This is a genomic window from Achromobacter sp. 1L-A-4-B-C2 (assembly GCF_057291955.1).
This window is the reverse complement of the sequence record NZ_JBXAWP010000006.1, coordinates 603,515-621,875: the sequence shown is the minus strand read 5'-3', so window position 1 is coordinate 621,875 and position 18,361 is coordinate 603,515. Positions and strand designations below refer to the sequence as shown.

Sequence of the window (18,361 nt, the reverse complement as noted above, 5' to 3'; positions counted from 1 at the left end):
ATGTTGATGCAAGGCTTGCAAGACAATTTTGGGCAGACGCCATCGCAGACGGTCGGCCCGTATTTCGCGTACGGCTTGACGGCGGCGCAGTACGGCTACGACTTCGATCAGCCCTTTGACACCGTGCTGGCGGATGACGAGGCGCGCGGTACGCGCATGCGCCTGGAAGGCCGTGTGCTGGACGGCGATGGCATGCCGGTGTCGGACGCACTGGTGGAAATCTCGCACGTGGACGGGCAGGGCCGGTATCCGCGCAATGTGTACGAGGCATCGGCCATGGGGTTTCGGGGCTTCGGGCGTTGCGGCACGGGCACCGACCTGGGCAACCGCTACGCGTTTCACACGGTCAAGCCGGCGTCGCAGGCAGACGGCGAGGCGCCGCATATCGACATGATCGTGACCATGCGAGGGCTGTTGCTGCACGTGTTCACGCGCGTGTACTTCCAGGACGAGGCCGAGGCGAATGCAGCGGATGCGGTCTTAAATTCCGTGTATGCCGCGCGGCGCCACAGCCTGCTGGCGCGCAAGGACGAGCGGGGTGGCGAGCTTATCTACCGATTCGACGTCCATATGCAGGGGCCGTACGAAACGGTGTTCTTCGACGTGTAGCCTGCGCCATCACGCGATCCGGGCAAAAACCCGGCCCGAAGATTGGGCCTAAATATTCGGCCTGAAAATCACCGCGAAAAAAAGGCGCTGAAAACTTCAGCGCCTTGCCAATGCGGGGGGGGTATGACACCGCCCGCGTTGCATCAGGCCGTGGTGTCGCCAGCCGCTTCGGGCTGGTACAGAATTTCTTCGATGCTGGCCGAATGCTCCGTCTGGTTCGGCGCCGTCCACGTGACCAGCTGGCCGGTGCGCGAGCCGATCAGGCTCAGGCCCAGCGGCGACATCACCGACACCTGGCCCTGCGCCAGGTTGGCATCGGCCGGATAGCACAGCGTGACAACCATTTCATCGCCCTTGTCGTTCAGCAGGCGCACGCGCGAACGCATCGTGATGATGTCGGGCGTGACTTCCTCGATGGCGATGATGGGCGCGGAGTCCAGCAATTCCTGCGCGGCATCGACGGCATCGCGCGACAGGGTCGCGGCGGTGGCGGGGCGGGTGATCATGCCCAGCAGTCGGGCGTGGTCCAGGGCGGTAATGAGTTTGTCTTGCGGCACGGCGTTCATGTCGGTTCTTCTTGGACGAAAGGCCCCGCTAGGCGTAGGCCTTTCGGCGTGCGCGGGCGAGGCAATGGAGGAGATGACAGCGCTTTGGGAAGAGAATGTTCAAGCGGTGCCGCGACGAAGCGTACGGTGTGGATCGTGCCCGGGCAGCGCGCCGACGTTGCGGCTTACTGCGGCTAGCCCACCCTAAAGCAGGCTTCGGACCCCGGACAGAGATGATTACCGGGCTGATTCGAGCGTCGAAGCGGTGCAGTTTTTGCGCGTTTGGCGCCCAATCTGCTGTCGGCAATAGGCGAGTATATAGGCCATTGCCACATGCGTGTGTCGGAATATTCTGAAAAGGGGCGATTTGCGCCGCCCCTTCCCGGGTACACGCGGTAAATCAGCCCTTGATAAAGGCCAGCAGGTCCGGATTGATGACGTCGGCGTGGGTCGTCAACATGCCGTGCGGCAAGCCTTGATACACCTTCAACGTGCCGTTTTTCAGCAGTTTGACCGACAGGCGCGAGGCGTCGTCGATGGGCACGATCTGGTCGTCGTCGCCGTGCATGACCAGCGTGGGCACGGTGATGGCCTTCAGGTCTTCGGTCTGGTCGGTCTCGGAAAACGCCTTGATGCCTTCGTAATGGGCACGCGCGCCGCCGATCATGCCTTGGCGCCACCAGTTGTTGATGACGCCCTGCGACACCTTGGCGCCCGAACGGTTAAAGCCGTAGAACGGGCCCGAGGCCACGTCTACGTAGAATTGGGCGCGGTTGGCGGCAAGCGCTTCGCGGAAGCCGTCGAACACTTCCATTGGCAGGCCGCCCGGGTTGGATTCGGTCTTGAGCATCAGCGGAGGCACGGCGCTGACCAGCACGGCCTTGGCGACGCGGCCTTGCGGCTGGCCGAATTTGGCGACATAGCGCGCCACTTCGCCACCGCCCGTCGAATGGCCAATGTGCACCGTATTGCGCAGGTCCAGGTGTTCGACCACGGCGGACGCGTCGGCGGCGTAGTGGTCCATATCATGGCCGTCGCTGACCTGGCTTGAGCGTCCGTGGCCACGGCGGTCGTGCGCAATGACGCGAAACCCCTTGTTCACGAAGTACAGCATCTGCGCGTCCCAGTCGTCGCTGGACAAGGGCCAGCCATGGTGGAACATGATGGGCTGGGCGGTCTTGGGACCCCAGTCCTTGAAGAAAATCTGCACGCCGTCGGGGGTGGTGATGGTGCTCATGGGCTTGTACTCCGGGTAGGTGCCACGGGGAGGGCGGGCGGCGGTGCAGGCTTGGGAACAAGCCGGCCCCGGCGCCGCGAAACCCTGAGCGTAGCGCTGCCCACCTTGCAGCGCTTGAAGATTATGAACCGGCTTTGAACGAAATCATCTTGCACTGGGGGGGCGGCAGTACTAGGCATTCTGGCCCCCGCCCCCGGCCCGGCCCCCGCCTTCTTGCAGCGCCCGATAGTGTTCCACCACCCCTTGCAGGGCATATTCGGCGCTGGCCTTGCGTATGCTGTTGCGGTCGCCCGAGAAACGCTTGGTGGCGGTGAACACCACGGGGTGGGCGTCGGCATTGCCCATCTTGAAGACCCAGGCGTAGCACTGCGTGCCGCTGGGAATTTCGTCGTCGGTGGCGTCGGTGACGCCGGTATTGGACACCGCCACGTTCGCGGGGCTTTTGCGCGCCGCGCCCAGCGCCATGTCGCGCGCGACGGCTTCGCTGGTCAGATTGTGCGAGCGCAGCGTGGCCTGCGGCACCCCCAGGCAACGCTGCTTGGCCTCAACGGAATACACGACGAAGGCACAGTCCAGCAATTGGCCGGCGCCGGGAATGTCGGCCAGGGTGGCCGCAATCAGCCCCGCCGTGCAGGACTCGGCGGTCACCAGCGTCAGGTCGTTTTCCTGCATGAATGTCGCGACTCGTTCGATAGCGTTCATCGTTGCGCTCCGGTAAGGGGGCCGCCTTGTCATGGCCATTGCCCCAGGCGAGTGCCCCCCAAGCAAACCGCGTTCCCGACAGCCTTGCGGGCATGGCAGTTGCTCCGGCATGGCGTTATCCCGACATTCCGTCATCCCATCAATGGGGCCGTTGCCCCACCAACGCCAGGAGCCTGCCATGAACATCCCGTCGACGTTGCAGCAAAAGCCGACCTCGCCGCAGCCCAACCAGGGCCAGCCCGACCAATCCCCGGCCGAGAATCCGGACCGCCGCGCGCCGGGCCAGGAACGGGACAAGGACGGGCGCTGGCCGCCCGATGCCCTGCCCAATCCGATGCCGGGCCTGGACCCGCAGCAGACCCCCGGTATCGACCGCTTGGGTGACGCCAATATCGCCGACCAGCAATGGCTGCGCAGCACGCGCGGCCTGTAATGGCCGGGATGCCGGGCGTTTCCGCCCGGCCCGGCCGCCAGGCCGCTAGGCCGCTAAGCCGCTAAGCCGCTACGCCGGTAGCGGCGCGGGCGGCGCACTCCCACCCGGGTTGCGTCCCCCCGCCGACCCACCGCCCTTGCCGGGCGAGGATCCCGCCGCATTTCCCGCCACATTCCCGGCCGTATTCCCTGCCGCGTCTTCCGCCGCCGCCGCCGCATCCGCCGCATCCCGCTGCATATGCAAGATCTGTTCCGGCAACGCCAGCGCGATGCCCGCCGCCTGCAACTGCCGCATGATCCCCAGGTTGATCGCCTGCTGGATGTCCATGTAGTGGTTGTAATCCGCCGTCAGCACGTAATAGACCGCCTCGAACTCCAGCGCGCCCTCGCCAAATCGGGCCAGATGCGCGCGGTCAAAGCGCGTGTCGCTCTGGCCCTCGATCTGCGAACGAATAATGCCCGGCACGGCGGCCACTTTTTCCACGTCGGTTTTGTACGTAATGCGCACTGAAAACACGATGCGCCGTTGTTGCATCCGTTTGTAGTTTTGGATGGTCTGTTTGAGCAGCTCGGTATTCGAGCAGACGATCTGCTCGCCGCCCAGGCTGCGAATGCGCGTGGTTTTCAGCCCCACGTGCTCGATGCTGCCGGCCACCTGCCCGAACACAATGAAGTCGCCGGCTTCAAAGGGCTTGTCCAACCCGATGGAGATCGACGCGAACAGGTCGCTCAAGATGGTCTGCACCGCCAAGGCCACGGCCACGCCACCGATCCCCAGGCTGGCGACCAGCGCGGTGATGTTCACGCCCAGGTTGTCCAGCATGGCCAGCAGCGCGATCACCCACACCAGCGCCCGCAGCAGAAAACTCAGCAAGGTTGCGGTCACGGTGCCCCGGTTGTGCAGGGCGTGGCTCAAGCCCACGTCCACCGCGCGGTCCAGCCATAGCGCCAGTTGCAGCGCGATCAGCACAAACCACAAATGTTGTGCACCGCCTTCGCTCCAGGGGAACGGCGCGCCCGCCACGTCGATGCCGATCAGCAAGGCGAAGATGGCCAGCAGGATCCAGCTGGTGCGCTGCATGACGCGGATCGCGCCCGCCGCCATGCCGTGCCCGGGCTGCGCCGCGCGCCGCTCCAGCCGCGTGCGCACGAGGCGGAACGCAAAGATCAATATCAAATACAGGGTGGCCGCGACCGCCGCCGCGATCAGCCACAGGGCGATGGGATGGTCCGCGAGCGCGCGCGTTCCAGAAATCCATTGACTCAACATACCGCCTCCGCAAGGTTGGACTCGCGGTGGGCAGCAAATGTTGTGCCGCCGTGCGGCGGCGTCAGGCTACTGGCCGAACCGGGACAGCAGCATCGATATCAATCTGGCCTGGTTGAAGGGCTTTTCGCAACGGGGGAATTCGCGATAGCACGCTTCAAGGGCCTCGACACCAAACCCCGTCAGCAGCACCACATGCACGCCCTGCGCCGTCAACGCATCGATCAGCGGATAAGACAGCGTGCCGTGCAAATTGATGTCAACCACCGCGCAATTGAATTGCCCGGCGTGTGTGTCGGCAAAGCGCGTCGCCTCGTCCAGCCATCCAATCATGCCGACGATCTCGGCGCCCACTTCGCGCAGCGCTTCCGCCAGCGTTTCCGCAATGACGTATTCGTCTTCAACGATCAGCAACTTGCAAGCCGACAGTGGGAGAGTTTCAGTCATGGTGATCCTTTTACTTGGCCGCGATCTTAAAGTGGGTCGACGGTCGTAATGGAACTTCGATACGGCAGCGCAGGCCATCTTCCCTGAAATCCAGCGACGTGCGCGCTTGCAGGGTGAACGTCAGTGCCTGTTCGATAAGCTCGCGCCCATAGCCCTTGCGGCGCGTATCAGGTGGCGTGGGCAGGCCGGACTCGTGCCATTCCACAACCAGCGTCTGCCCGTCGCCCTGTGGCCGCGTGTGCCATTGCACCTGCAACTGCCCACTGGCGTATTTCAAGGCGCCATGCTTGAGCGCGTTGGTGCCCAGTTCGTGCAGCGCCAATGCCAGTGACTGGCTGCATTCCGCGCTGACGAACGTGGGCTCGCCTTGCACCGACACGTGCTGCCCGTGCCCCACGGCGTCCAGCTCGCGGCGCACGATCTCGCCAAAATCCACGGCCTCGTGCGACGCATCGCTTAGCAGGCCCTGCACCCGGCTCAGCGCCGACAGCCGGCTGTCCAGCCGGTCATAGGGCTCGCCACGCCCCAGGGTGCGATACGCAATGCTCTGCACCAGCGCCAGCAGGTTGCGGGTGCGGTGTTGCAGCTCGGCAATCAGGATGCGATGCCGCTTTTCGGCCTGCGTGATCTGCGTGATGTCGATGAAGGTGACGACCACTCCGTCCACGCGGTTGTTGGCATCACGGTAAGGCGCCAGTCGCAGCAGGTAGTGCTTGGCGTCGCCATCGCCTTCAATGCGGCGCTCGATCACTTCCTGGGTTCGAAACACCTGCTGGATGTCTTGCGCGAACGAGGGCAACGGGACGCGGCTGGCCAGGTCGGTAATGGGCCGGCCCCGGTCGCTGGGCAGAATGCGGAACACGTCTGACACGGGCGGCGTGAAGCTGCGGATCACCAGGTTGCCGTCCAGGAACAGCGTGGCGAACGCGGTGCTGGCAAACAGGTTGTGCAGGTCGCTGTTGCTGCGGTCCAGCTCGTCGACCTTGCCTTGCAATTCGGCATTCACGGTGTGCAGCTCTTCGTTGAGCGACACCAGTTCTTCCTTGGACGCTTCCAGCTCTTCGTTGGACGATTGCAACTCTTCGTTGACCGAGACCAGCTCTTCGTTGGATGACTTCAATTCTTCCAGCGCGGTTTCGTATTCCTCGATGGTCGATTGCAGGCGGTCGCGCGTTTCGCGCAGCTCGCTTTCAATCTGTTCGGCCGCGCCGATGTGCGCGGCGTGCAGATAGGCGTCGGCCTCTTCGCGGCTGACGGGCGGGCCGTCGTCGGCGAACAGCACCAGGTACAGCGGTTCGCCTTCGCGGTTCTCCAGCAATGGGTCCACCGTCAGGCGCAGCAGCTGCACGCGGCCGTCGTCGCCTTCGATGGCCACGTTATGGCGCGTGGCCGTCACGCCGGTGGACATGGCGTCGTTGAGCAGCGCGCGCAGGTCCAGGCGCAGGTCCTTGCGCGCCAGCGCCAGGATCTGGCGCGTCGGCACGCCCGCCGCCGCCTCCAGGTACTTGCCCGTGCGGCCCGAGTAATACACCACGTCGCCATCTTTGTTGACCAGTACGTGGGGCGGCGCATGCTGGTTCAGCACCTGCGAATCGATGGATTGGCGCAGCCCCGTGGCACTGGCCGGCAGGCGCCGATGCAGAAGGTCCTGCGACGACGGCATCCCCGCCGATGGCAGGTTGAAATGCGGTCGCGGGCGTACGGCGATGTCGCTGCGCCGCTGGAAAATCCGATGCTTTTTGTCCACGGGGCCGAACATATCGGAGAACTGCGTCGTGTTTTCCGACATGCCCAGGAACAGATAGCCGCCGCTGCGCAGCGCGTAATGGAACGTCGGGAACACCTGCTTCTGAATGGTGCCGCCGAAATAGATCAACAGATTGCGGCACGACACCAGGTCGATGCGCGAAAAGGGCGGGTCGCGCAAAACGCTGTGCGGCGAAAAAATGCACAGTTCGCGGATCTGCTTGCTGACCAGATAACTTTCGCCATCGGCAATGAAGAACCGCTCGCGGCGTTCCGGGCTGACGCTGTCCAGCAGCGTGCCCGGATAGCGGGCCGTGCGCGCAATATTCAGCGCCCGCTCGTCGATGTCGGTGGCGAACAGCTGCACGCGCGGAGGCGTATCCATCTTGTCCATGTGCTCGCGCAGCAGGATGGCAAGCGAATAGACTTCTTCGCCGGTGGCACAGCCAGGCACCCACACCCTGACGGTATCGCCAACGCTGCGCCCTTCCAGCAGCTGCGGCACCACCAGCTTGGCCAGCGCCTCGAACGCCTCGGGGTCGCGGAAGAAGTCGGTCACGCTGATCAACAGGTCACGAAACAGCGCGCCGGCTTCCTGGGGCGTTTGCCGCAGGTACGCCAGGTAGGCCTCCAGCGAGTCCGACTGGTTCACCTTCATGCGGCGATGCACGCGACGCATGAAGGTCTTGCTTTTGTAACCGCTGAAATCATGGCCCGTGCGGGTCAGCAAAATCGCATAGATGTCCGACTTGATCCTTTCCATTTCGGGGAGCATGGCTTCGTCTTCGTCGGCGCTTAACAGGCCGATCGGGGAGGTCGGCGCGGCGTCAAGCATGTGCAGGCGCGTGCCCATTTCGACTGCGGGCAGCGCAAAGTCGATGATGCCGGCGCCGATGGCGCTGTCGGGCATTTCGGCATAGGCCGGCCCGTTGCCATTCGGGGCCTGGGCCATGGTGATGCCGCCATATTCCTTGATGGTCTTCAAGCCCAGGGTGCCGTCGGAATCGCTGCCGGACAGCACAATGCCCACCGCGCGCTGGCCATAATCGCGTGCCAGCGACATGAAGAACTGATCGATGGGGCGCCGCCCGGCGCGCTGGCCGGACGTGGCGGCAAGCTTGATGCGGCCCTGGCTGATCGAGATGTCGGCGTCCGCCCCCAGTACATAGACCTGGTTCATCTCGATCGCCATGTCGTTTTCCGCGGTGTTGACCGGCAACGACGTGTGGCGGCCGATGACCTCCGGCAGATGGCTTTCGCGGCCCGGGCCCAGATGCGTCACCACGATGAACGACATGTCGGGCTCTTTGGGAATGCCCGCAAAGAAACCTTCCAGGGCCTCCACGCCGCCGGCGGAAGCACCGATACCCACAACAAAAGCGGCACTGGAAAGGGTCATGTCGTTCCAAAAATGGGAAAAGCAGGATGATATTCGACGACGTTAGCACGGGGAATCACTGGGTGTCCCGGTCGGAAAAATCTACATACCTATGCGGGACGCACCCTGAAAAAACCGTGCGGTAACGGTGCTATGCGACGGCGGTTTCAGGAATGCAGCTTGCTGGAAGACAAGCGCCACTTTTCAAAAGGAATTCGCGATGAAATCCAAAGACAACAAGCCCAACCCCACCGCCGACGACACCCCGCGGGAAGCGCAGGCCAGCCACCGCGACACGCAGAACCGCAGCAAGAAAGAAGGCCATGTCACGCAGATCGGCACCGGCCAGGATCAGCAGAGCCAGCGCAATCGCGGCGCCGGTTCGCGTAGCAAGCCTTAAAGGAGAACACGCCATGACACATCCCGGGCATAGTTTGCATGGCGCTCGCCGCTCAGCGCTTGCCCTCGCTTTGGCGGCGGGCCTGGCCTGGGCGCCGTTGACCTTCGCGCAATCGGCCGGTGGCCCGGCGGGGCCGGCGGGGCAGGGTGGCCCGCCGCCTGCCGGCACGCCGGCGCCCCAGGGGCCCGCGCCGGACAGCGGCGCACCGGCACCATCCAAAGGCGATCCGTCGCGCCCGCCGCCCACCGTGCCGCAGGCCGCGCCGGGCACCACGCCGTCGCAGCCGGTGCAGGGGCAGGGCACGGTCAAGGGCTCATCGGCCAACCCGGCGCCCGACGGGCAGATTCCCGGCGGCAAGGCGGGCTCGGGCGGACACAAGACCAACATGTTCGGCCGCTGAAAAAGGCCGGACGCCATGTAAAGCAAAGGCGGCGCATCATGCAAAACCGAGACATCGTGGTGGTGGCGGTCTCCACGGGCGGCCTGGCCGCGCTGGAGGTCTTGTTGGGCGATCTGGACCCAGGCCTGCGCGCATCGGTGTTCGTGGCGATGCATGTGGACGGCCACCGCAGCGTCCTGCCCAGCCTGCTGCAAAACCGTACGCGCTGGCAGGTGCAACATGCCGAGGATGGCCAGCCCTTCGCGCCCGGCGTCGTCTATATCGCGCCGCCCGACCGGCACATGATTTTGCAGCATGACGCCACAGTATTGACGCGTGGCCCGAAGGAAAACTTCACGCGGCCGGCGGCGGACCCGTTGTTTCGTTCAGCCGCCGTGCATTACGGGCCGCGCGTCGTGGGCATCGTCCTGACCGGGCGCCTGGACGATGGCTCGGCCGGGCTGAAATCGGTGCACGCGTGTGGCGGTTTTGCCATCGTGCAGGACCCGCAGGACAGCGTGGCGCAGGATATGCCTGCCAACGCGATCGCGGCCGTGCCCACGGCGCAGGTGCTGCCGCTTCAACAAATTGGAAATGCGATGGCTAAAGCGATCAACACAACAGTGGCGTCTCGCGCAGCGGGCAGCGGGCCGTCCGAAACGCTGCGCACCGAGTCGCGCATGACGGAAACGGGCCAGTCCTCGGCGGCCGTGCTCGAACGCATCGGGCGGCAGGCAGGCCTGACCTGCCCGGAATGTGGCGGCGCAATCTGGCGCGTGGACACGGGCGTGCCGGTCCGATATCGGTGCCACACCGGCCACGCATTCTCGTCCGCCTCGCTGAACGCCGCGCAGGCCGAGCAGGTTGACGATGCCATCTGGTCCGCCGCCCGCCTGCTGCGCGAGCGTATTTTGCTGGCCAGTGAAGAAATCGCTACGGGCGGGGCAACGGCCGACGCCACGGGCCGGTTGCGGGCGTCGGTGGCGCAATGGGAAGCGGCCTACCAGCAACTACGCAGCCTGGCCGCGACCACCGACGGCCCCTTGGCGAAGACCGACATCGCTTGACCGGCGCGCCGAGCGCGGCAGGAATGCGATTTGCGGCCCTTGCAGTCCCACCCCGGGGATAACTATGCAAGGAGATCAGCGATGACCGCCGTGAACAAAGAAATGGAAGCCTGCATCGACAACTGCCTGGCCTGCTATCGGCACTGCCTGCAAACCGCGTCCAACCACTGCCTGGAGGCGGGCGGCGAACATGTCGAACCCGAACACTTCCGCCTGATGATGGCCTGCGCAGAAATCTGCCGTACGGCCGCGCACACGATGCTGATTGGCATCGAACAACACGATCGCGTTTGCGGCGCGTGCGCCGAAATATGCGCCGCGTGCGCGGACAGCTGCGAAGGCGTCGGTGGCATGGACGACTGCGTTGCAGCCTGCCGGCGCTGCGCCGACAGCTGCAAAAAGATGGCGGCCTGAACGGATGGCGGCCTGCACGCGCGGGCGCGGCCGGCCGGCTACGCCAGCCGCTGCGACGCCAGCCAAAGCGTCACCAGGAGCGAGCCGGCCACCATCCAGAACACGATGGCCAACAAAATACCTAGCGACAGCCGGAAGCCGGTTGCGGGACCGGCAAGCGGCAAACGAGTCGCGGGCGTGATCGGAAGCGAGGTCGCGGCGCCGGCCAGCGGCAGCGGGGCGGCTTGCGGCACGGAGGGCAAGGTGGGGGAGGCCATGGTCGATCCTGTAATCCAAGGACGTGTGTGGAAGGGTCCCGCCCACGCCGTGCGGGTCTGCAAAGGGTTGCGGCGCAGGCCGCGGTCCTATACAGCAAGTGCCGTGCCCAAAGAAGAGCGCCTTCCCCGGGAGCGCCTTCCCCGGGAGCACCTTCCCGGGAGCACCTTCCCGGGAGCACCTTCGCCGGGAGCACCTTCTCCAGGAGCGGCTTCCCCAGGAGCCCGCCCCGGGCAGCGCCCGTCGGGGCAGCGCCGTCCCGGCAGCACCGTCACGGGTAGCGCCTATCAGGCCCGCCCGTCGCGCGGCGCAATCCACGCCGAGCAGCCGCCCGGTGCGCTGGCGCCGCTGACGTAAAGCGCGCCCGCGCCAAACAGGGAAAACAACGTCGCGCTGGGCGCATCCGCCAATACCCACACGCCGCCCGACGCGTCCGCCCACACCACGCGGGCGTCCGTGCCGTCCAGCGCGGCCAGCAGACCCGCCGCGCTGGCGCCCGGCCGCAACACCACCACCGACGTGTCCTGGGCCGGCGCCGACACCGGATACAGGTTCAGGGCCGCCGCCGTGGTAATGACCACGGCCAGCAACGCGGACACGGCGGCGCCGCCCGCGCCCCCCGCGCCCGCCGCGCCTGGTCCTTGCCGCCGCAGCACCCACCCCGCCAGAAGCGGCACGATCCCAAACAGGACCAGCCACGCCAGCTCCCAGGGCAAGGGCTCGGCCACATCCATGCGTAGCCGATGCAGGCCCACCACCCAATGCGACAACACGGCATCGATCACATGCCATGCCCCAAAGCCGATCAGGAATTCGGCCAGCAGACGCTTGCGCGGCGGCATGCCGGCACCGCGCGAGCGGTACAGACTCCACAAGCCTGCCCCGGCCACCACATACATCAGCGCGTGGAAAACGCCATCGGCCACGACTTGCACGCGCAAATCAGCCAGGGATGCCGCGTTCAGACCGGAAAGAAGGTGGTGCCATTGCAATATCTGATGCAGCAGGATGCCGTCAAAAAAGCCCCCCATGCCGAAGCCCAATAAAAAACCCGCCCACGGATGGCGGCGGGGCAGGGTGGCGGCCGGGCCGGCCCGCAGCGGCGCGTTCATTGCGAGACCGGGCCAGAACGTTTGGGCAACACCGCCGGTGTGTCGTCCGCCGGCTTGAAGGTATCGCCTTCGGTGTCGCGCTCGGGGTTGGGGTTGCCATCCATGGGTTTGACGCCGCCCGCGCGGGTGGCCGGCTGCCGGCCTTTCTCGCTATGGTCATCGGCGTGCTTGATGCCGTCCTGAACACGGTTGGCGATATCCACCTGGTCCTCGGTGGACGGCTCCACCGCGCCGCTGCCAGCGGTGGGCGGGTTGGTGGCTTTCACTGCTTGCGTGGGCTTCATGGGGGGCTCCTGGAATTCAGGTTCAACAATGGACACCGCGTAGTCCGGATATTCGGTGCGGGCGGCTTCTACGGCGGCTTCGCAGGTGGGATAGGCGCGGGCGTCCTGCTGCACGCCCAGCATGGCTATGCCGCGAAAGCTCCATTTGCCGTCCGGGCGCTGAAAGGCTTCAACGATCATCTTCCGACTCCTCGCGCGGTGGCGCGGGGCGCGTGTCGTTCGAGCCGGGCAAGGTGCCGGTGCGCGCCTCGGTTTCTTCCTGGGCCTCGGCGCGGTCAAAGCCCGTGCCCTCGTGGCTGCGCGCGGCGGGCGGATGGTCAATGTCCGGAATGTCACGCGATGCCTGAGGTTTGGACGACGGCCGCAACGCGCCAGCGTTGACGTCGGGCTGGCCGGGGATGGTGTTGCGGGAACCGTCTGATGGGGGTTGGGGCATGGGAGCTCTCCTGGCGGGGTTCAACGAGTCCGGCAGGCGAGCAATTGGCGTGCCCGCGACGCCGCCGCAAGGCCCTTCAAAAGCCTGACGGCGAACAGGCGGCAAGACAGCCGGCCCGCCTGCGCAAGACCGCGTGATCCGGCCCCGCAATCGGCAAGTTTTCGGCACGCCAATTGCGGCATCCGTCGCGCCCTTCCCTTGCCCCTTATTTCTCCTTTGGAGTATCCCCATGAGCAGCACTGTCGACTCTCGATCCGGCCACCAGCCGGCAGCCGAACGCACCTACCTTGAAGATGCCTTGTCGGGCAGCTCATGGCTGGCACGCGATACTCCCGCCATCGTTTGCTTTTCGCACTTGCGTTGGAACTTCGTGTTCCAGCGCCCCCAACATCTGATGACCCGGTTTGCGCGCTCGCACACCGTCTATTACGTTGAAGAGCCAGTTTGGGTGGACAGCGCGCGGCATGGCTGGCTGGAGGAAAATCAGTGCGACGGCGTCACCGTGCTGACCCCGCACCTGGCGCGCGATAACTGGGTGGAAAGCCACCGCCGACTGTTGCAGGAAAAGCTCTGGGCCGACGGCGTGACGCGGCCGGTGCTCTGGTACTACACGCCCATGAGCCTGCCGTTCTCGGATCAGGTCGAAGCCAGCCTCGTCGTGTACGACTGCATGGACGAGCTGTCCGCATTTCGTGGCGCGCCGCCGGAATTGGTCGACATGGAAAAGCGCCTGCTGGCGCGCGCCGACGTGGTGTTTTGCGGCGGCCACAGCCTGTATGAATCCAAGAGCCGCCTGCATCCCAATGTGCACGCGTTTCCCAGCAGCGTGGACTGCGCGCACTTTGGGCAGGCGCGCGCCGTCACGCAAATTCCGGCCGACTTGCAAGAAATACCCGGTCCGCGCCTGGGCTTCTACGGTGTGCTGGACGAACGCTTCGACACGCGTCTGGTCGCCGAGGTGGCGGCCTTGGCGCCAGACTGGCATTTTGTGTTCATTGGCCCGGTGGTCAAGATAGACCCCGCTGAATTGCCGCAGGCCGCCAACATCCATTACCTGGGACCGCGTTCGTATGACCAGTTGCCTGCTTATCTGGCGGGCTGGGACGTTGCGTTGATGCCGTTCGCGCTGAACGAATCCACGCGCTTCATCAGCCCGACCAAGACGCCTGAATATCTGGCGGCGGGGCGGCCCGTGGTGTCCACGCCCATCAACGACGTGGTGCGCACTTATGGCGGTTCCGACGTGGTGTTCATCGCGCGGGACGCGCCCGCCTTCGTTAACGCCGCCGCGGCCGCGTTGCAGGCCACCAAGACCCCCGAGCTCCTGCTTGCCAAGGCTGACCATGCGCTGCGCGGGATGTCGTGGGACGCCAGCTGGGACGGCATGTGCCGCGTGATGAACCGCGCCTACACTAGCAGCGCAACGCGTCGCGCGGCGGCGCACGAGCCCGCGCGCGCCGTCAAGTCGGCCGGCACCGTGCGGCACTACGACTACATGATCGTGGGCGCGGGCTTTGCCGGCAGCGTGCTTGCCGAACGGCTGGCGCGCGGCAGCGGCAAGCGCGTGATGGTGGTGGACAAGCGCCCGCACGTGGGCGGCAACGCGTATGACTACTTCAACGATGCCGGCCTGCTGCTGCACCGCTATGGCCCGCACATCTTCCACACCAATTCCGCCAAGGTGCTGGAATACCTGTCGCGCTTCACGGCGTGGCGCAGCTATGAACACCGCGTGCTGGCGGAAACGCCCAAGGGGCTGGTCCCCATGCCGATCAACCTGACCACCTTGGAAAAGCTGTACGGCAAGCGCTTTTCGGCCGAAGAGGCCGAGCGCTTTCTGAAGTCGGTGGCCGAACCCATCGCCAACGTGGCCACGTCGGAAGATTTCGTGGTGTCGCAAGTTGGCCGGGAACTGTACGAGACCTTCTTTCGCGGCTACACGCGCAAGCAGTGGGGGCTGGACCCGTCACAGCTGGACCGTTCCGTGGCCGCCCGCGTACCCACGCGCCTGTCCACCGACGACCGCTACTTCACCGACCGCCACCAATGCATGCCGCTGCACGGCTACACGCGCATGTTCGAACGCATGCTGGACCATCCGAACATATCGCTGGCCCTGGGGCTGGATTATCAAGAAGCCCGCGCCGCGTTCACCTTCGATGGCCTGATCTACACCGGCCCCATCGATGAATACTTCGGCTACCGCTTCGGTGCGCTACCGTATCGATCCTTGAAGTTCCGCCACGAAACGCTGGACGAAGAATGGCATCAACCGGTGGGCGTGGTGAATTACCCATCCGAAGATGTGCCGTACACCCGCGTCACGGAATACAAGCACCTGACCGGCCAACAGCATGCGCGCACGGCCATCACTTACGAATATCCGTCGGCGCAGGGGGACCCTTACTACCCGATCCCGCGACCCGAAAACGCCGCGCTGTTCCAGCGTTACCAGGCGCTTGCGGATGCCACCCCCGGTGTGCATTTCGTGGGGCGCTTGGCCACGTATCGCTACTACAACATGGACCAGGTGGTCGCGCAGGCCTTGGCCACGTACGAGGCCATCGCCGCGAAGAACGCCGAGGTGCACACCGCGCTTGTCGCCTGAGCGGGGGCGCCCGATGCATTTTCAAAGTGCTTTCCTGGCGGGTTTCGAATGTTCATGCCACCGCTTTCCCGACGGACGCCAGCTGGATCTGCTGGCCTCCACCGGCCACGCCCAATGGGCCGAGTCGGACTATGCCCACGCCGTGTCGCTGGGGCTGCGCACCGCGCGCGACGGCGTGCGCTGGCACCTGGTCAACCCGGCGCCCTATGCCTACGACTGGTCCAGCGTGCTGCCCATGTTGCGGGCGGCGCGCGCGACCGGCATGCAGGTCATCTGGGATTTATGCCACTTTGGCTGGCCCCAGTGGATCGACATCTGGTCCAGCCGCTTTCCCGAGGCGTTTGCGCGCTATGCCGCCGCCGTCGCGCGCCTGATCGCACAAGAGTCGGAGCTGCCGACCTGGTTTTGCCCGATCAACGAGATTTCGTACTGGAGCTGGGCAGGCGGCGACATGGCGCACTTCAGCCCATGCGGCACCGGGCGGGGAGGCGAGCTTAAGCGGCAGCTGGTGCGGGCCTTTGTGCAGGCGGCCGACGCCATTCGCGAGGTCGATCCCGGCGCGCGTTTTTTGGCCGCCGAGCCGATGATTGCGGTGCATCCGTGGCAACCGGGTGACGACGGCCCGGCCGCCGCCGCCAACGCCTCGCAGTTCGAAGCGGTGGACATGATCACCGGCCGCGCCAAGCCGGAATTGGGCGGTGACGAGCGCTACCTGGATATCGTGGGCGTCAATTACTACCCGCACAACCAGTGGCTGCATTGCGGCCCGCAGTTGCGCCATGACGACCCGCGCTACCGGGCGCTGGGGGAGTTGCTGGCAGAGCAGGCGCAGCGCCATGGCCGTCCGATCCTGATCGCAGAGACGGGCGCGGAAGGCGCGGCGCGCGCGCCGTGGCTGCGCTACGTGGCGGACCAGGCGCTGCTCGCGCGCGGCGCGGGAGTGGATGTGGCGGGCATCTGCCTGTACCCGGTCACGGACTACCCCGGGTGGGAAGACAACCGCTACTGTTCGACCGGCTTGCTCAGCGCGCCGTCGGACACAGGCCAACGCGCGGTGTACGCGCCGTTGGAAGTCGAGCTGCGTAAACAGGCAGCGCGCTTTGGTGATGGCCCGGCCGGCTTGCTGGACGCGCCGCGCGCCGTTGCACTAGGGGGTTGAACCATGTCGTCGGATCAACAAGCATTGCCCACCCGACCGTTGGCGTTTATCTGGCGCTACGTTGCCCAGCGGCGGCTGGCGTTCGGGTTGCTGGCCTTCGTGGTGGTGTTGGCCGGCACGTGCTCGGTCGCCGTGCAGTACGCCATGAAGCTGATCGTGGACGCCATGGCCGGCGGGCAGGCGTCGGCCGGTGATGTGTGGTGGCCGCTGGGCGTGTTCCTGGCGCTGATCGCCGTCGAAGCGGCGTTGTGGCGCAGTGGCGGCTGGCTGGGCTGCCGCAACATCGTGGCGGCCTGCGCGGCCTTGCGGGTGGAACTGTTCGAACACCTGAGCCACCACTCCACGCGCTACTTCCGCCAGCACCATTCCGGCGCGCTGGCCAACCGCATCACCGCCACCGCCACGGCGGCGGGCGCGATCTATGGCGCGGCGGTGTGGAGCATCATTCCGCCCTGCGTGGACTTCATCGGCGCCATTGTGGTGTTGTCGACGGTGGACTGGCGCATGGCTACCGCCTTGCTGTGCTTCGTGATCGTGTTGGGCGCGGTCATCATCGCCTTTGGCGCCCGGGGGCGCGGCCTGCACCAGCACTATGGCGAACAGGCGGCCCACGTCGGCGGCGAAATCGTCGACGCCATTTCGAACATCTGGGCGGTGCAGGCGTTTTCGGCCCAGGCGCGTGAGCGCGCGCGGCTGGAGCGGGCGCTGGGCGAAGAAGCCCGCGCGCAACGCCGCAGCTGGATGTACGTGGAAAAGGCCCGCGTGATCCATGATGCCTGCCTGTGGCTGGCGGCCAGCGCCATGCTGTTCTGGGTGCTGCATTCCTGGCAACGCGGCAACGCCACGCCGGGCGATGTGGTGGTGGTCAGCGCGCTGACCTTTCGCATCCTGCATGGGTCGCGCGACCTGGCGCTGGCGTTGGTCGGCACCGCGCAGCAGTTTGGCGTCATCGGCGAAATGCTGCGCGTGGTGGCGCGTCCGCCCGCCGTGCCCGACCTGCCCGGGGCGCGACCGCTGCGCCCGGAATCCGCATCCATCGTGTTCGACAACGTGCACTACACCTACCCAGGCGGCAATCGCGCGGTGCGGGGCGTGTCCTTGACGATACCGGCAGGGCAGAAGGTCGGCTTGGTGGGCGCCTCCGGCGCGGGCAAGTCCACGCTGCTGTCCTTGCTGCAACGGGCCGACGAACCGGACGACGGCAGCATCTTGATCGGCGGGCAACCCATCCGCCACGCCACGCTGGAAAGCCTGAAGGACGCGATCTCGGTGGTGCCGCAAGACATCAGCCTGTTCCGCCGCAGCGTGATGGAGAACATCCGCTATGGCCGTCCGGATGCGTCCGAGGAAGAGGTGCTGCAAGCGGCCGCGCAGGCGCATTGCGCCGAATTCATCAGCAAGATGCCGCAGGGCTATGACACCGTGGTGGGCGAACGCGGCGCGATGTTGTCCGGCGGCGAACGCCAGCGCATCGGTATTGCGCGCGCATTTTTGAAAAACGCACCCATTCTCTTGCTCGACGAAGCCACCTCGGCGCTGGACAGCCATTCCGAAATGCTGATCCAGCGCGCGCTGGCGGAACTGATGCGCAGCCGCACGGTGGTGGCCGCCGCGCACCGCCTGTCTTCGTTGGCGCGCTACGACCGCATCGTGGTGCTGGAAAACGGCGCGGTCGTTGAAGACGGCACGCTGGATGAACTGCTGCGCGCGCGTGGGCCGTTCCGCGCGCTGTGGGACCTGCAAGCCAGCCGCAAGGGCGCGATGCCGCATGATGACGGGGCGGTGGAATCGCTGGACGATGCGCGCGCCGCGCGCGAAGGCCAGCTCAAGCAGGCGTAGGCGGTTTCGGCATGGCGGTTGCGAGGGTCGCGGCAGCCGGGCCAT

19 protein-coding genes are annotated in these 18,361 nt (G+C 65.7%); 9 read left to right on the top strand and 10 right to left on the bottom strand.

Annotated features, from left to right (window positions below):
- Entirely contained in the window at positions 1 to 609 is a 609-nt protein-coding gene (gene pcaG, locus AC0Z35_RS27945) for a protocatechuate 3,4-dioxygenase subunit alpha (protein WP_104144173.1), read from the top strand.
- Between the two features lie 143 nt (positions 610 to 752).
- Here pcaG and AC0Z35_RS27940 read toward each other — a convergent pair whose 3' ends face one another.
- The 3 genes from AC0Z35_RS27940 to AC0Z35_RS27930 form a co-directional block, all read right to left on the bottom strand.
- Positions 753 to 1,175 carry a GreA/GreB family elongation factor gene (locus AC0Z35_RS27940; protein WP_046807288.1) on the bottom strand — a complete coding sequence of 141 codons (423 nt, stop codon included), beginning with the start codon at positions 1,173 to 1,175 and terminating at the stop codon, positions 753 to 755.
- Positions 1,176 to 1,554: 379 nt separating this feature from the next.
- Positions 1,555 to 2,391: an alpha/beta fold hydrolase gene (locus tag AC0Z35_RS27935; protein ID WP_104144172.1), complete on the bottom strand. Its 837-nt coding sequence runs from the start codon at positions 2,389 to 2,391 to the stop codon at positions 1,555 to 1,557.
- Positions 2,392 to 2,562: 171 nt separating this feature from the next.
- Positions 2,563 to 3,093, bottom strand: a complete 531-nt coding sequence (locus tag AC0Z35_RS27930) for a CinA family protein (RefSeq protein WP_104144171.1) — start codon at positions 3,091 to 3,093, stop codon at positions 2,563 to 2,565.
- A 178-nt stretch (positions 3,094 to 3,271) separates the two neighbouring features.
- Between AC0Z35_RS27930 and AC0Z35_RS27925 the strand changes: the two genes are divergently transcribed.
- Entirely contained in the window at positions 3,272 to 3,526 is a 255-nt protein-coding gene (locus AC0Z35_RS27925; RefSeq protein ID WP_046807121.1) for a hypothetical protein, read from the top strand.
- A 69-nt stretch (positions 3,527 to 3,595) separates the two neighbouring features.
- Here the strand turns inward: AC0Z35_RS27925 and AC0Z35_RS27920 are convergent, their stop codons facing one another.
- The 3 genes from AC0Z35_RS27920 to AC0Z35_RS27910 form a co-directional block, all read right to left on the bottom strand.
- Positions 3,596 to 4,795 (bottom strand): mechanosensitive ion channel family protein, encoded by a 1,200-nt coding sequence (locus AC0Z35_RS27920; protein ID WP_485133058.1) that lies wholly within the window; start codon positions 4,793 to 4,795, stop codon positions 3,596 to 3,598.
- A 66-nt stretch (positions 4,796 to 4,861) separates the two neighbouring features.
- The gene (locus tag AC0Z35_RS27915; protein ID WP_046807122.1) at positions 4,862 to 5,239 is read right to left on the bottom strand and encodes a response regulator; all 378 of its coding nucleotides are present in this window, start codon (positions 5,237 to 5,239) and stop codon (positions 4,862 to 4,864) included.
- Between the two features lie 10 nt (positions 5,240 to 5,249).
- Positions 5,250 to 8,384 (bottom strand): CheR family methyltransferase, encoded by a 3,135-nt coding sequence (locus AC0Z35_RS27910; protein ID WP_319304779.1) that lies wholly within the window; start codon positions 8,382 to 8,384, stop codon positions 5,250 to 5,252.
- A 199-nt stretch (positions 8,385 to 8,583) separates the two neighbouring features.
- Between AC0Z35_RS27910 and AC0Z35_RS27905 the strand changes: the two genes are divergently transcribed.
- From AC0Z35_RS27905 to AC0Z35_RS27890, 4 genes are all read left to right on the top strand, one after another.
- On the top strand, positions 8,584 to 8,763 hold the full coding sequence (locus tag AC0Z35_RS27905) for a hypothetical protein (RefSeq protein ID WP_104144168.1): 180 nt from the start codon (positions 8,584 to 8,586) through the stop codon (positions 8,761 to 8,763).
- Between the two features lie 13 nt (positions 8,764 to 8,776).
- Entirely contained in the window at positions 8,777 to 9,163 is a 387-nt protein-coding gene (locus tag AC0Z35_RS27900; RefSeq protein WP_146073912.1) for a hypothetical protein, read from the top strand.
- A 38-nt stretch (positions 9,164 to 9,201) separates the two neighbouring features.
- The gene (locus AC0Z35_RS27895) at positions 9,202 to 10,209 is read left to right on the top strand and encodes a chemotaxis protein CheB (RefSeq protein ID WP_485133059.1); all 1,008 of its coding nucleotides are present in this window, start codon (positions 9,202 to 9,204) and stop codon (positions 10,207 to 10,209) included.
- Between the two features lie 81 nt (positions 10,210 to 10,290).
- Complete coding sequence (locus AC0Z35_RS27890; RefSeq protein ID WP_046807127.1) at positions 10,291 to 10,623, top strand: four-helix bundle copper-binding protein; 333 nt, start codon at positions 10,291 to 10,293, stop codon at positions 10,621 to 10,623.
- 38 nt (positions 10,624 to 10,661) lie between these two features.
- Here the strand turns inward: AC0Z35_RS27890 and AC0Z35_RS27885 are convergent, their stop codons facing one another.
- The 4 genes from AC0Z35_RS27885 to AC0Z35_RS27870 form a co-directional block, all read right to left on the bottom strand.
- Positions 10,662 to 10,880 (bottom strand): hypothetical protein, encoded by a 219-nt coding sequence (locus tag AC0Z35_RS27885; protein WP_046807128.1) that lies wholly within the window; start codon positions 10,878 to 10,880, stop codon positions 10,662 to 10,664.
- A 285-nt stretch (positions 10,881 to 11,165) separates the two neighbouring features.
- The gene (locus AC0Z35_RS27880; protein WP_485133060.1) at positions 11,166 to 11,990 is read right to left on the bottom strand and encodes a DUF2243 domain-containing protein; all 825 of its coding nucleotides are present in this window, start codon (positions 11,988 to 11,990) and stop codon (positions 11,166 to 11,168) included.
- A complete protein-coding gene (locus AC0Z35_RS27875; RefSeq protein ID WP_485133061.1) occupies positions 11,987 to 12,454 on the bottom strand; it encodes a hypothetical protein in 468 nt (155 codons plus the stop codon). Before AC0Z35_RS27875 ends, AC0Z35_RS27880 begins: the two co-directional genes overlap by 4 nt.
- Positions 12,444 to 12,710, bottom strand: a complete 267-nt coding sequence (locus AC0Z35_RS27870; RefSeq protein WP_485133062.1) for a hypothetical protein — start codon at positions 12,708 to 12,710, stop codon at positions 12,444 to 12,446. The genes AC0Z35_RS27875 and AC0Z35_RS27870 overlap by 11 nt, the downstream gene beginning before the upstream one ends.
- Positions 12,711 to 12,939: 229 nt before the next feature.
- Between AC0Z35_RS27870 and glf the strand changes: the two genes are divergently transcribed.
- From glf to AC0Z35_RS27855, 3 genes are read left to right on the top strand one after another with little or no spacing between them, the layout of a single operon-like run.
- Entirely contained in the window at positions 12,940 to 15,318 is a 2,379-nt protein-coding gene (gene glf, locus AC0Z35_RS27865; RefSeq protein ID WP_485133063.1) for a UDP-galactopyranose mutase, read from the top strand.
- Between the two features lie 13 nt (positions 15,319 to 15,331).
- The gene (locus AC0Z35_RS27860; RefSeq protein WP_485133064.1) at positions 15,332 to 16,477 is read left to right on the top strand and encodes a beta-glucosidase; all 1,146 of its coding nucleotides are present in this window, start codon (positions 15,332 to 15,334) and stop codon (positions 16,475 to 16,477) included.
- Positions 16,478 to 16,480: 3 nt separating this feature from the next.
- The gene (locus tag AC0Z35_RS27855) at positions 16,481 to 18,316 is read left to right on the top strand and encodes an ABC transporter ATP-binding protein (protein ID WP_485133065.1); all 1,836 of its coding nucleotides are present in this window, start codon (positions 16,481 to 16,483) and stop codon (positions 18,314 to 18,316) included.
- Positions 18,317 to 18,361 lie beyond the last annotated feature (45 nt).